Source organism: Nitrosomonas sp. ANs5, from assembly GCF_050584665.1.
GTDB lineage: Bacteria > Pseudomonadota > Gammaproteobacteria > Burkholderiales > Nitrosomonadaceae > Nitrosomonas.
In genome coordinates this window covers 18,758-31,695 of record NZ_JBEUDO010000034.1, presented here as the reverse complement: position 1 = coordinate 31,695, position 12,938 = coordinate 18,758, and the positions used below count along the sequence as shown (strand labels likewise).

Genomic DNA, 12,938 nt, shown 5'->3' with positions numbered 1-12,938 from the left:
TTGCCACGGGGCTGAATAAAAAGGGCTCGATCAAGCGCTTTGACAAAATCCTGGAGCGCATCGGTCGATTGCGCGAGAAAAACACCCGGGTCGCGCAGGACTATCGTATCGAGGTGATTGCGGATGATGCGAAACAGCACGCTATTCGCATCGACTGGCAGTATGCGCCCGACAGTAGCCAGAAAGATCAGCAGTGCGGCCTGTATTGCTTGCGCACCAATCTCTCTGATTGGGATGAGGACAAGTTGTGGGAAACTTATTTGATGCTGACTGAAATCGAAGCGACTTTCAGGAGCCTGAAAACTGAATTGGGGCTACGCCCGGTCTACCACCAGAAGAAAGAGCGCGTCAACGCGCATTTATTCATTAGTTTGCGGGCCTATCATCTGGCGCACACGCTACGCCATCAACTGAAGGAAAAAGGGATTAATCTGAGTTGGGAGAGTATCCGCAACATCATGGCCACCCAGCAGCGTGTCACCCTCGCGCTTCCAACCGATGCAAACACAACGATTCTGCTGCGCACCACGACTCAAGCTGAAGCGCTGCACAAACAACTCTACCAGGCTTTGAACCTCAAGCCCGATCCAATCGGTAAACGTAAAACAATTATTGACAGAAAAAAATCCGTAGTGCCAACCGATTCCAGTTAAAATTTTTAACTTATTGAAAAGATGTGAGAGTTTTTGTTAGGGGCACGAAGTTAGGTTAGTGAAGGTTAAGGCAGCATTTCTTGTATTTGCGCCCGCTGCCGCAAGGACAGGGGTCGTTACGGCCAATCTTGCGCGCTCGGTTTCGTCCCGTCATCAGTGTCTGAAGAGCCTGGTCGATCGGAACTGGCTCCTGCATATCTTTGGTTTTCTCATCCATCCGCTCATCTTGATTCCACGGGAAGACCAGCGAGACACCGAATCGCACGTCTGGGCCCGTTGAAGTCATGCAGAGACCAAACCACTGCGAAGCTTTCTCCCGGTATTTACGAAGCGTGCAGTATGACTCCAGTCGAGGGCCAGCTACGTTTGATGGCTCATCAGTGCAGTGGAAGGTAATGCCTGAGCCTTCTTTAAACCCAAACGTGACGTCATGCACCTGGCCATCAGCACGAGTCCGAGCAGCCAGTTTGTCTACAGCGCGACTCATTTCCGTCACAGCCTGCTCGCTCATTGCTAGGAGCAGGAAGCCGAGATCAATAGTTGCAGAGTCTGGTCGAGCTTCTATTTCTTTCACTATTCGCCCAACCGTCGTCTTCCCAAATCGAGTCAGAACGCCGTCGGGTGTGGCTGCCCCTTGCACGCCAGCTCGCCTCACCGACATCGCAATGTCTAACCCTGCAGAAAAGTCATCGCACAGATGCATCAGATTAACGTCAGACTGCACCCACAGGTTCTTCGTCAGGTGATAGCCGAGGATCGTTAGTTCCTGCGATGCCATGAGTTGCTCAGCGTAGTTGGCCCGTCGGTTCACATAGCTAAGAAGCTGCAGGGGAGACTGAAGCATTTCGGTCATGGCATCCACAGCAAACACGTCCATAACCAACGGCGCTTGTACCCGATCAATGGATTCTGTCTTCAGGAATTGCCGTGCCTGAAAGCTCAAAGCTGGGTAGTGATCACTGACGACACAGAAGATGTAAATCTCCTTGATGTCATTCGGCAGTACGACCTCGCGCCCGTCAGCGGCCACGAGCCGGCATCCCTTCTCGATCAGGCTTTTAGCGCAAGCGGCACCTTGGTCATAGGCAACCTGTACCGCCTTCTTGAAGTCGCTGCGAATAACCTGATCATTTCCCTTTCTCGACTCAAGCGTGAGGCGTTTTGATTTTGCCTGCACGATGATGGCCCGATTGCCCCAAACGACAAGAACGTCTACATCAGATACCTTTGCTGCCTTGGTTCTGAATATATCTACATTCAAATAAACACGATCCTTCCCAAAGACCAAGCCGAGTCGATCGGCTACAAAATCTTCAGTGAAGTCGCCTCGGTTCTTTGAGAGTGTTGGACGATATGCCTCGTCTTGATACATCCAATGATGGGGAGCCTCGTATATCGCTTCAGCCAATGAGTAAGTCTGCAGTGATAAGAATTCTCCGCTCCGCGTCCGCAGCAGGGGCATGGCCGTAATGACGTTGAAGTCGTGCAGTGCATTGAATCCTTCATTGCGCTCTCTTGAGGGCAGTTCAAATGCCCCGAGCACTAGCTCCACAATATCGGTAGCAAGATTCGCCTTTGCTGCAATTTCATCGGCAGTGAATGAGAAAAGAGGGAGCATTGTCCACTCGTCAGGATGCTGCTTTCTCATGCGCTCACGAATTGAGTCAAAGCGGTCAGCATGGACGCCCTCTACTGCTTTCGCGACACGTGTGGCGTGATCGATGGTAAAGCCGCGGTTTGCTTGCAGCCATTTCGAATCGGCTGCGTATTTACGAGTCGCTAGGTCAAGGTACTGAAAGATGTAGGCCGCTTCACCGCTGTAGAAAATCGGTTCTCGCAACACCTCCCCCCGTTCAAACGGGTTGAAGCCACCTTCCACGGCTTCCTTGGTTAGACCGGACCAAAATTCCCCAGACAGACAATGGTGTAACTCCTCAAGGAGTTTCTCCGTTGCATCCATGTATTCCTGCAGAGTCCTCGGTGCAGGCAAGGTCCAGTCGATATCTGTCTTGATCATCAAGCCGAGCAAGGTATTGATTTCCGTTCGGATGAGCCGCGAGGGAGAGAACATCTTCCTCATATCGGCTTCCTTCATGTCACCTGCGTGGAGAATCACGTTGTCACGGAAGCAGATGTGGGCTATTGCGTGCACGTAGCCAGGCTGGCAGCAAATCGCAGCCAGATCTGCAAAGACCTCTCGCTCTGTTCGCATGGACTTTTCAGTCATTGTTCATCCTTCGTAGGCGGCACTTTTCCTGCTGAGCCTCGCAGGCGACCACCGAGAGCACCGTGTTGCGCTGGTTCATGACAGGCTTTCCATGTAGGGGCGCATCACATTGGCCACTCGGCACAGCGTGGCATAGCGCCAGAGTTCGTCCATGCTCACGCGCTTGGCTCGCCAGGCTTCCTGCAGGGCTTCCATCGCGACATCGAGGCCGATCTTGTTGCGGAACTTAAAGCAGTCGGCCACGGTGCGGGCGACGTTGGTCACGCGCACGGTCACGCCATCGATCTGGTGCTCTTCAATCCCATCGGTCAGCGCAGCGCCGGAGAAGCGCACGATGCGCAGCGGCGGATAGTCCATCTTCGGCGCACGCGCCTTGTTGGGAATGGCGAGCCAGACCTCGAATGGCGACTGCGTGGTGAGGTCGTGCACCCGCAGTGCTGACAGCAGGCAGACGATGGCTTGTGGGTGTTTGCGGGCCACCTCGGCCAGCGTGCCATGCTCGGATACGCTGCGATCGGGACGGGCATACAGACCGCGACCCACTCGGACGAGCAGGCCCTGCCGAACCAGCCGCGTGAGGGCGACACTGGGCAGACCCAGCGCGTCGAGATCTCGCGGGCGTATGAGGCCGCGCTGGGCGGCGAGATCGAGAATGGTCTGGTGCGAAGTTTCCATGCTACCATGATGTTGCATTACGTCGGTAGTTGTCAATATATACCGACAAAACACAACCAATGTGGTTTCCTCTGCTCCCCCGATGCTGCAATCCAACCGCTTGATTCGTCCGCGCGTAACTCGTTGATATGTAAGGCTCGAAATTCGGGCCTTTGCGGACTTCGGGCCAGTTCCGGGGAGCGAGGCCGGAGCGAGGAATGGCCAGGAGAGAATGGAATGTGGCCCGGAACGGCCAATTCGGGCGGCTGGCGAAGTCCGCAGGCGTTCGCAGGAACCCACACGAGTACGCGGGAACCGGCGCGATCGGGCAAGAAAAAACCCCAACCGAGAACGGTTGGGGTTTCATTATTGGTGGAGGCGGCGGGAATTGAACCCGCGTCCGCAAGTCCTCTACAGACAGTTCTACATACTTAGCCGAGTTGTTTAATTTGACTTACCACACGCCAACCGGCAGGCTGGTGGTAAGCGAGTTACCTATCGTTTAGCGCTCTGCAAAGTAACCCTGCAAAACGCGATCCTCGTTAGTGACTCCACTGTCTGTTGCCAGACCCGGCGTTGAGGCCCACCGGTGTGGAGTTTAGCCGGATTAAGCGGCTAAAGCGTAGTTTTCGTCGTTTGCGACTATTTTTTTTCAGTGGTTTTACGAGGTAACTGATCCTCGGTATGCCCTGCTCTGCTTTGCAACCCACGTCGAAGCCGGATCGCCCCCCATGGAATTCTTAATTGCAAGTAAGAGTGGTGATTGATGCTAAAAGTTCAACTGCGGACATTCTAGCAGATTAAATGTAACGCAGCAGGTCTTCGGGGTGTTCGATCAGTTCGGCAGCACCCCAGGATTCTGGAGCGCTGCGGCTGCCGAGGTAGCCATACAGGGCGACGATGGGCTTGATGCCGGCCGCCAGGCTGGCTTGCACATCGCGTGCATCGTCACCCAGGTAGATGCAGTGCCCGGGCTGGGCGGCAATTTGCCGGCAGGCAGTCAGCAACGGTTCGGGATGCGGTTTGCTGTGGGGGGTGTCATCGCCGCTGATGATGCAGGCAGCGCGCTGATGCAGGCCGAGCAGCCGCATCAGCGGCTGGGTGAATCGGGCCGGCTTGTTGGTGACAATTCCCCAGGGGATGCTTTTCTGTTCAAGTTGTGTGAGCAGCTCGGGAATGCCTGGAAACAGGCACGTGTCCTGGCACAGCTGTTCCATGTAGAAGGCCAGGAATTCCTCGCGCATCGCCTGATAATCCGGATTGTCCGGGGTGAGATCGAATCCCAGGCGCAGCAGCGCGCGCGCGCCGCCCGAGGCCTCGGTGCGAATTTGTTCGATGGGCAGGGGGGGCTGGTTGCGTGCGGTCCGCTGCCGGTTGAGCGCATGGCCGAGGTCGGGGGCGGTATCCGCAATGGTGCCGTCGAAGTCGAACAGGATGGCTTCGGTCATGTCAGCGCTGCCAGCCGGGAATGTACATCAGGCCTGGAACGCCATGATGTAGTTGACACTGGTATCGGCTTCCAGGGCATAGACTTTGGTCAGCGGATTGTAGGTCATACCGATGATTTTGACTTCCATCAGTCCCGCATTGCGTGCCATGAGTGCCAGTTCGGAGGGTTTGATGAATTTGGCGTATTCATGGGTGCCGCGCGGCAGTAAGTTGAGTACATATTCCGCGCCGATAATCGCAAATAAATAGGACTTGGGGTTGCGGTTCAGGGTCGAAAAGAAGACCCACCCTCCAGGTTTTACCAGTCGCGAGCAGGAATGAATGACGCTGGCCGGGTCGGGCACATGTTCCAGCATTTCCATACAGGTGACGATGTCGTAGTGATGTGGTTGTTCAGTTGCGAGCGCTTCGACCGTGATTTTCCGGTAGTCGACCTGATGACCGCTTTCCAGCAGGTGCAGTTTGGCCACTTTGAGTGCCTTGTCGCTCAGATCGATGCCGGTCACCTGGGCGCCACGTGCAGCCATGGATTCCGACAGGATGCCCCCGCCACACCCGACATCAACAATGGTTTTTCCTTTTAGCCCTGCAATTTCATCGATAAAATTCAGCCGCAGCGGGTTGATTTCATGCAAGGGTTTGAATTCACTTTGGGGATCCCACCAGCGATGTGCCAGTTGACTGAATTTTTCCAGTTCCAGCGGATCCGCATTGATGCCATCATTTTCCATACAATATTTGCCTTGAGAGTTAACTGGTGAGACGTTTTTGCCAGTAAGTTGCGTGACCGAGCAGTTCGGATTCCTTGAGAGTAACAAGTTCTTTATTGTCCAGCAATAGCCGTCCGTTGATCCACACATGGGTGACCTGTTCACGTCCGGCAGTATATACGAGATGTGAAACAGGGTCGTAGCAAGGGGACAACTCGAGCCCAGAGAAATCGACTGCAACAATGTCTGCCGCTTTGCCTGCAACCAGACTGCCGGTTATCTGTTCCAGCCCCAGCGCTTTGGCGCCATTCAGGGTGGCCAGGCGCAATGCCTGCCAGGCGGGCAGCGTATCGGCCCGACCGCTGATGCCCTTGGCAAGCAGGGCGCAGAGGCGCATTTCCTCGAACATGTCGAGCCTATTGTTGCTGGCCGCGCCATCCGTGCCCAGACCGACGTTGACCCCTTGCTGGAGGAGCGTGGCGATGGGCGCTACGCCGCTCGCCAGTTTGAGATTGGAGGTCGGGCAATGTGCGACATGTCCGCCATATTGGTTGAATAGGCTGATTTCTTCCTCTTTTAGGTGGACCATATGTGCGGCGATCAGATTCGGGCCAAGCAGGCCGAGCCGTTGCAGTCGCATCAATGGGCGTATGCCATGGGTTGCGAGGCTTTCTTCAATTTCAGCCTGCGTTTCGTGCACATGGATATGGACGGGTAGTTGGAGTTGTTCCGCCATTGTCATGACTTTGTTCAAGGTTTTGTCGCTGACCGAATAGGGTGCATGCGGGGCCAGGCAAAATGTCAGTAACGGATGGTGGGGATACTGGTCGCGCAGCGCCAGTCCTTTAGCCAGATAATCATCAGCATCACTGGCGTAGGCACTCAGAAAATCGATCACGACCAATCCGATTCCGGCTCGCAGGCCACAGGCCGCGACCACTTCTGATGCGGCAGCCGGGAAAAAATACATGTCGTTGAAGCAAGTGATACCCCCCTTGAGCATTTCCGCGCAGGCGAGCTGTGTGCCTTCGCGCACAAAGCGCTCATCGACAAATCGGGCTTCAGCCGGCCAGATATGTTGTTTGAGCCATGTCATGAGTGGCTGGTCATCGGCTAAACCGCGCATCAAGGTCATGGCGGCATGGGTATGCAAATTGATCAGTCCGGGAATGAGGGCGTGCTGTTTCAGTGTGACGTGATGGGCGGGCTGGTAGCGCGACCGTGCTTCAGGGATGGGCAGTATCGCTTGGATCACGCCTTGGTGAACGGCGATGGCATGTTCTGTCAGGATGCTGCTGGACGGCTCGACCGGGATGATCCAACGCGCTTCGATCAGGGTATCGATGGCTGTGGTGTGCATGGTGTGTGGGGATGCCAAAATATGCCTCCATACAATTTTCGGCAGATACTTGCAGCCTGCAACAATCCATCGTCAGTTTCATGGTGTGCGGGCGCACCCTTGTGCCTGTTGGCGCTCGCCGGATGGAGATTATGGTTACGTCAGAAGAATTACTGCAAATGGTTGATGGGCATACACCAAAAAGCCCTGTTCGAGGACAGGGCTTTTTGGTCGATTTCAAAGGAAAATCAGTTGGCTTCTCTGGTACCTGCGACTTCGATTTCCACGCGGCGGTCTGGTCCCAGGCAGGCAATCAGATCTCTGGTGGCGCGGACGCCTTTACAGGTATCGCCGGTCACTGGATTGGCTTTGCCTTTGCCGTCGGTGAAGACGCGGTCGGGGCTGACGCCGAGCGAGACGAGATAGCTCTTGACGGCTTCGGCGCGTCTGACGGAGAGTTTTTTGTTGTACTCATCCGATCCGATCCGGTCGGTGTAGCCGACCGCAATGATTAGGTCGTAATTGACGTTTTCCAATTTGCTGACGAAGTCTTCCAGCGCTTGCTTGCCATCGGGTTTCAATACCGCTTTGTCAAAATCAAACAGGGCATCGGCCGAGAAGGATACTTTCTCAGGCTCAGGCAGTGGTGCGGGGGCAGGCGGCGGTGGTGGCGCCTCGACAACTTGCTCGGGCTGTTTGACCAGATCCGGATCACATTCATAGATTGCCATGGCAGGTGTCCAGTAACCGGTGCGCCAGCACAATCCGGTAGAATTTCTGACAACAATGCCGCGATCATCTACGCTATAGGCTTCAGCTTTTTCAGCCGCGCTGAACCCCTGTCTGGCAGAAATGCCATCCAGGCCATGCATATCGGCCATTACTGCGCCGGCACTCAGCAGCCCTGGCAAAACAACCGCCCCGATTAGATATTTCTTGGTTGATATTATCTTATTCATGCTATTGTCCTTATGTATAAAAACCCTGGTCTCAATCATCACACCCACTTCTTTTCTGGATCATATCTACCTGCTGACATGATCTATCCCTTGATCCTGGCCTGAAAATGATTGTTCATGCACTACTTGATTCGATTATGAGTCGTTCCTTTTATTTTTGTCAAACTTGTGTGTTGTCTTTACACAACAGTGTATCAATCATATTTGAAGGCCTGCCAATCAATTATCGGCAACTTTTCAGGATAATACACGTAGACAGGCTGTTGTCCGCTTGTATCCTGCTCATTTTTATATTCAGAAAGGCCAGAAATATTTATATATGATATGCAAGTTCAATAAAGAGAATGGCCGTGATTGAGACTAACGTTTTGCCAGCGATTGCAGCCTATGATCTGAGCCGCCGCTTCGGCCAGCGCAGCGCGGTGCATCAATTCAGCCTGCAATTGCATCGTGGTGACATTCTGGGCCTGCTGGGGCCGAATGGCGCTGGCAAAAGCACGACAATGCGGATGTTGACGGGCAATCTTGCGCCCAGCAGTGGCAGTGTACACATTTGTGGTGTGGATTTGGCGGCGTGTCCGCTGGAGGCCAAGCGGCATGTCGGCTATTTACCCGAGATGCCCCCGCTCTACCGCGAGCTGACCGTGGACGAATACCTGCGATTTGCCGCCAGACTGCACGGTGCGGATGGCGTGGCATTGCAGGCCGCCCTGGATGAGGTCAAGCAGCGTTGCGAATTGACCGCTGTCGGCAAGCGCCTGATCGGCGTGTTGTCCAAGGGTTTTCAGCAGCGTGTTGCACTTGCCCAGGCCATCATTCATCGACCGGAAGTGATCGTTATGGATGAGCCGACAGCGGGACTCGACCCCAATCAGATTCAGCGTGTCCGTGCGCTGATCCGTGAGCTTGGCCAGTCGCATGCAATTATTTTTTCTACCCATGCTTTATCGGAAGTCGAAGCGGTTTGTAGTCATGTGCAAATCATGCATCACGGCAGGTTGGTTCTGGATGCCGGGCTGGATGCGCTGAAGCGGCAGGGCGAAAACCTGGAAACCCTATTCGAGCAGCTCACTATGGGAGATGGACCAATGCGGGAAGCGACAAGATGATCACCACCATTGTCTGCAAGGAACTGAAAATATTATTTGCTTCATCTCTGGCATGGATCTTTCTGGCCTTGATGCAACTGGTGCTGGCCTGGGTATTTCTAGAGCGCTTGCATACCTTCCTGGCGATACAAACGCAGCTTACCCAGCTTGTCAATCCACCCGGCATCACCGAGGTGATCGTGGTGCCGGTATTTTCCATGGCGTCAGTTGCTTTTTTGATGATCACGCCGATCTTGAGCATGCGCATGCTGGCGGAAGAGCGGCGCAATCATACATTGGTGATGCTGATTTCCGCGCCGATTTCCATCGCGGCGATCGTACTGGGCAAGTTTGCTGCGCTGATGGTTTTCTTTCTGCTGGCACTGTTGCTGATCGTGATGCTGTCCGGCTCGCTGCTGGCTGGCGGCACCCTGGACTTCGGATTGTTATGCAGTAATATGCTCGGGCTCACGCTGCTGGCCGCTTGTTTTGCATCCCTGGGGTTATATCTTTCCAGTTTGTTTTCGCACCCGGCGCTGGCCGCGCTGAGCAGCATGGGCATTTTGCTGTTGTTGTGGCTCCTGGATATTGCGATGCTGGATGTGGCGCATCCTGTTCGTTATCTGTCGTTATTCCAGCATTTTGAGAATTTCAATCATGGCTTGATCGATACCTTTAGTTTGGTTTTTTGCCTGCTTTTTGTTGTGACTTTTCTGGTATTGACCATGCGTCAACTTGATGGGGAGCGCTTGCATGGCTAAGCGCAAGCGACCGCATCAGCCTCGTTACCAGACGGGTTCGGGGAGTATTTTGCTGGGGATCTTGATGGTGCTGTTGGGGTTGTGGGCGCTGGAGTACCGTATGCAGTGGGATATCACCCAGAATGGTCGCAACAGCCTGAGTCAGGCCAGTGTCGACTTACTCCAAAAGCTGGATGGGCCGGTGCAGGTGACGGTTTATGCAACGGCGCAAGACGCGCAGCTGGGGGACGTGCGTGGCACGATTCGCAACTTTATCGGCGTGTATCAACGTATCAAGCCCGATCTCATGCTGGATTTCATCGATCCGGTCGAGCAGCCGCAGCTCGCGCAGGACGCGGGAGTCAAGCTTAACGGTGAGATGGTGGTGCGTTTCAATCAACGCAGCGCGCGCCTGGCGGCAGTCAACGAACAGGCGTTCACCAATACCTTGCTACGGCTGGCGCGGACCAACGAGAAACGCTTGCTTGCTTTATCCGGACACGGTGAGCGCAAGCTGGACGGTGTTGCCCAGCGTGATCTGGGGAATTTCGGAGGCAGGCTGGAGGAAATCGGTTTCAAAACGGAGTCATTCAATTTTGCTGACGAAGTGGATGTTCCGCGCGATGCGAGCGTGTTGATGATCGCGTCACCACAAATTGATCTGCTGGCAGGAGAAATCGATCAGTTGTTGGATTACCTGGCGCGAGGCGGAAATTTGCTATGGCTGGTTGACGTGGGTTCGTTGCGTGGATTATTGCCATTGGCGGAGAGGCTGGGTATCGTTTTAACGCCGGGTGTGATTGTTGATCCCCAGGCGAAGCGGTTGCGGGCACCGCCTACCTTTGCTTTGGGATCGCTCTATGGTCCGCATGCTGTGACTGAAAATTTTGATTACCTGACCGTGTTTCCGTACGCGCGCCAGCTGATTCTGGAGCAGAACCGGGAGTGGTTCGGCACTGTATTGGTGGAAGCTGCTCCGCAAGGCTGGGTGGAAACTGGCGAGATCAGCGATGAAGTCTCGTTCGATGCGGACAGCGATGTTGCGGGCCCGGTCAGCGTGGCTGTGGCGTTGAGCCGGATTGTGGATGATCGCGAACAGCGCGTGATCGTGGTGGGAAGCGGGCATTTTCTAGCGAATAGTCATCTCGGTAATGGCGGCAATCTCGATTTCGGAATCAATATGGTTAACTGGCTGGCTGGAGATGAGTCTCTGATCGCGATTCAGCCACCTGCGACAGTCGATAGCCAGCTGGTGCTGAGTGAATGGGCGCTGACCGTGATCGTGGTGATCTTCCTGATTATGCTGCCGCTGGTATTCGTGGCAAGTGGGATTTTTGTCAGCTGGTATCGCAAGCGCCGATGATGCTGGCAGCCGATATGATAGGCATGAATCCGACGCTGGTCAGTGAGGCAGACGACAGGCGGAGCGCCTTGATTCAGCGGGATCGGGGTGTTTGATCATGCCGGAATTGCCAGAAGTCGAAATCACCCGGCGCGGGGTTGCGGCCCATTTGACTGGTCAGCGCATCGAGCAAGTGGCCGTGCGGCATACGGGGCTGCGCTGGCCGATAGCTGCCGATTTGGCATCGGTTCTGCCGCAGCAAATCATCCATACCGTGAGCAGGCGGGCAAAATATTTGCTGATGGCCTGCGATCATGGCGTGTTGATCATCCATTTGGGCATGTCCGGCAGTTTGCGTGTTTTGTCCGAACCGATGGCACCAGGCAAACACGATCATTTCGATTTGCTGCTGACCAACGGCCGCCTGCTGCGTTTTCGCGATCCGCGTCGATTCGGTGCAATTTTATGGTGGCCGGGCGATATTTGCCAGCATCCTTTGCTGGCGGGGTTGGGCCCGGAGCCTCTGAGCGAGCAGTTTGATGGCAAAGTTTTGTATGTCAGGACGCGTGGCCGGCGCGTCAGCATCAAGGAAGCACTCCTGAACCAACATATAGTGGTTGGCATAGGCAATATTTACGCCAACGAGGCCTTGTTTCATGCAGGGATTTCTCCGCTGACCCCGGCTGGTCGTCTGGGGGTAAAACGCTGTGAGCGGCTGGCCGAAGCTGTCAAGGTGACTTTGCTGCGCGCGATCGAGGCGGGAGGCAGCAGTCTGCGGGATTTTGTCGATTGTGAGGGCAGTCCGGGTTATTTTCAGCAGCAGTATTGGGTCTATGACCGCGCGAATCAGGCCTGTCGGCAGTGCGGCAGGCCTATTATGAAAATTCGGCAAGGACAGCGCTCGACTTTTTATTGCACGAATTGCCAGCGCTAGGAGGCTGTCCGAGAATGGCGATCGTAGCGAGGGCGAGGCTGGTTGAGTTGGATTTTTTGATCATTTGAGGCGAATAGTCGTTCTATTTAACGAAAAGGATCGTAAAATCCGGCCAATCAGGCTCGTCCGCAGTAGATCAGTCTATTCTCGGACAGCCTCCTAGCAGCTTGCGCCTGAAACACCTGATCGCTATTTCATAGGTTCAATCGACGATTCTTCTGAAGTTATAGAAGAACAGGGCGCCTGCCAGTATCAAGGCCAGCGGCCAATCGGTCAGCAACTCTTCCCACCATTCGGTCCCGACTCTGATTGGCATCTCGAGACTGAAGTCCTGATTATCAAGATTTTTGCCCTGGATGTACAAGGTGTATTGCCCAGGCTGGTCTAGCTGCAGTGCCTGGGAGATGGTGCCGGATTGATAGCGGCTGGCGGGAAGTGAAAGTATGTCTCGCTCACTGCCTGCTGCTTCTAATTTAGCCAGGCGCAGTACCAGGGGTTTGTCGCGAATGGCTTCTGGATAGAGCAGGTCGATCGTCACGTCAAGCATGCCGGGTCCGGGAACCTTGCCGCATAGAACGGGCACCGACAGGGCGCTCATGGCATCCTCCGGGATCTCGTAATCCTTGGGGATCAGGTAGGCGGAAAAGCCGATCAGCAGTGAATCGGTTTCGATTGTACAAGTACCGCCACGAAAGCCCTTGGGATAGGTATCGGACATATCGCCTTGGGAGCTCACATGAAATTGCATGCCTATCAGTGCGATCACGCTGATGATGCCTAAAGTCACCAGCAGGCGTCGCGTGTTTAAGGATAACCCTTGCCAAGTTTCCATCATGGTTTGTG

Annotated in this window: 12 protein-coding genes and 1 other RNA gene; 5 read left to right on the top strand and 8 right to left on the bottom strand. The window is 54.6% G+C overall.

Annotated elements, in window-relative coordinates:
* Positions 1–653 (top strand): IS1634 family transposase (locus ABTW62_RS09335; protein ID WP_430904310.1); only part of this gene is annotated, 653 nt, incomplete at its 5' end.
* A gap of 55 nt (positions 654–708) precedes the next feature.
* On the opposite strand, the gene ABTW62_RS09330 is transcribed toward ABTW62_RS09335, so the two are convergent.
* The 7 genes from ABTW62_RS09330 to ABTW62_RS09300 form a co-directional block, all read right to left on the bottom strand.
* Positions 709–2,748 carry an SEC-C metal-binding domain-containing protein gene (locus tag ABTW62_RS09330; RefSeq protein ID WP_430904309.1) on the bottom strand — a complete coding sequence of 680 codons (2,040 nt, stop codon included), beginning with the start codon at positions 2,746–2,748 and terminating at the stop codon, positions 709–711.
* Positions 2,749–2,955: 207 nt separating this feature from the next.
* Complete coding sequence (locus tag ABTW62_RS09325; protein WP_430904308.1) at positions 2,956–3,555, bottom strand: type IV toxin-antitoxin system AbiEi family antitoxin domain-containing protein; 600 nt, start codon at positions 3,553–3,555, stop codon at positions 2,956–2,958.
* A 349-nt stretch (positions 3,556–3,904) separates the two neighbouring features.
* Positions 3,905–4,264, bottom strand: a transfer-messenger RNA (tmRNA) gene (gene ssrA, locus ABTW62_RS09320).
* Positions 4,265–4,334: 70 nt separating this feature from the next.
* A complete protein-coding gene (locus tag ABTW62_RS09315) occupies positions 4,335–4,982 on the bottom strand; it encodes an HAD family hydrolase (protein ID WP_430904307.1) in 648 nt (215 codons plus the stop codon).
* Between the two features lie 27 nt (positions 4,983–5,009).
* Positions 5,010–5,714, bottom strand: coding sequence for a bifunctional 2-polyprenyl-6-hydroxyphenol methylase/3-demethylubiquinol 3-O-methyltransferase UbiG (ubiG, locus tag ABTW62_RS09310; protein ID WP_430904306.1), 705 nt, complete (start codon positions 5,712–5,714; stop codon positions 5,010–5,012).
* A gap of 19 nt (positions 5,715–5,733) precedes the next feature.
* Positions 5,734–7,053 carry a TRZ/ATZ family hydrolase gene (locus ABTW62_RS09305; RefSeq protein ID WP_430904312.1) on the bottom strand — a complete coding sequence of 440 codons (1,320 nt, stop codon included), beginning with the start codon at positions 7,051–7,053 and terminating at the stop codon, positions 5,734–5,736.
* 227 nt (positions 7,054–7,280) lie between these two features.
* Positions 7,281–7,991, bottom strand: coding sequence for an OmpA family protein (locus ABTW62_RS09300; RefSeq protein ID WP_430904305.1), 711 nt, complete (start codon positions 7,989–7,991; stop codon positions 7,281–7,283).
* Positions 7,992–8,341: 350 nt separating this feature from the next.
* On the opposite strand from ABTW62_RS09300, the gene ABTW62_RS09295 reads away from it, so the two are divergent.
* The 4 genes from ABTW62_RS09295 (at position 8,342) to mutM (ending at position 12,095) form a co-directional block, all read left to right on the top strand.
* Positions 8,342–9,100: an ABC transporter ATP-binding protein gene (locus tag ABTW62_RS09295; RefSeq protein ID WP_430904304.1), complete on the top strand. Its 759-nt coding sequence runs from the start codon at positions 8,342–8,344 to the stop codon at positions 9,098–9,100.
* Positions 9,097–9,840, top strand: a complete 744-nt coding sequence (locus ABTW62_RS09290) for an ABC transporter permease (RefSeq protein ID WP_430904303.1) — start codon at positions 9,097–9,099, stop codon at positions 9,838–9,840. The genes ABTW62_RS09295 and ABTW62_RS09290 overlap by 4 nt, the downstream gene beginning before the upstream one ends.
* The gene (locus ABTW62_RS09285) at positions 9,833–11,182 is read left to right on the top strand and encodes a GldG family protein (protein WP_430904302.1); all 1,350 of its coding nucleotides are present in this window, start codon (positions 9,833–9,835) and stop codon (positions 11,180–11,182) included. The genes ABTW62_RS09290 and ABTW62_RS09285 overlap by 8 nt, the downstream gene beginning before the upstream one ends.
* Positions 11,183–11,279: 97 nt before the next feature.
* A complete protein-coding gene (gene mutM, locus ABTW62_RS09280) occupies positions 11,280–12,095 on the top strand; it encodes a bifunctional DNA-formamidopyrimidine glycosylase/DNA-(apurinic or apyrimidinic site) lyase (RefSeq protein ID WP_430904301.1) in 816 nt (271 codons plus the stop codon).
* Between the two features lie 202 nt (positions 12,096–12,297).
* Here the strand turns inward: mutM and ABTW62_RS09275 are convergent, their stop codons facing one another.
* The gene (locus ABTW62_RS09275; RefSeq protein WP_430904300.1) at positions 12,298–12,930 is read right to left on the bottom strand and encodes a hypothetical protein; all 633 of its coding nucleotides are present in this window, start codon (positions 12,928–12,930) and stop codon (positions 12,298–12,300) included.
* Between the last annotated feature and the right edge of the window lie 8 nt (positions 12,931–12,938).

Coding starts and splice junctions, on each gene's coding strand:
- ABTW62_RS09330 (WP_430904309.1), bottom strand. CDS start 2,748: ATGAAGGAAGCCGATATGAGGAAGATGTTCTCTCCCTCGCGGCTCATC.
- ABTW62_RS09325 (WP_430904308.1), bottom strand. CDS start 3,555: ATGGAAACTTCGCACCAGACCATTCTCGATCTCGCCGCCCAGCGCGGC.
- ABTW62_RS09315 (WP_430904307.1), bottom strand. CDS start 4,982: ATGACCGAAGCCATCCTGTTCGACTTCGACGGCACCATTGCGGATACC.
- ubiG (WP_430904306.1), bottom strand. CDS start 5,714: ATGGAAAATGATGGCATCAATGCGGATCCGCTGGAACTGGAAAAATTC.
- ABTW62_RS09305 (WP_430904312.1), bottom strand. CDS start 7,053: ATGCACACCACAGCCATCGATACCCTGATCGAAGCGCGTTGGATCATC.
- ABTW62_RS09300 (WP_430904305.1), bottom strand. CDS start 7,991: ATGAATAAGATAATATCAACCAAGAAATATCTAATCGGGGCGGTTGTT.
- ABTW62_RS09290 (WP_430904303.1), top strand. CDS start 9,097: ATGATCACCACCATTGTCTGCAAGGAACTGAAAATATTATTTGCTTCA.
- ABTW62_RS09285 (WP_430904302.1), top strand. CDS start 9,833: ATGGCTAAGCGCAAGCGACCGCATCAGCCTCGTTACCAGACGGGTTCG.
- mutM (WP_430904301.1), top strand. CDS start 11,280: ATGCCGGAATTGCCAGAAGTCGAAATCACCCGGCGCGGGGTTGCGGCC.
- ABTW62_RS09275 (WP_430904300.1), bottom strand. CDS start 12,930: ATGATGGAAACTTGGCAAGGGTTATCCTTAAACACGCGACGCCTGCTG.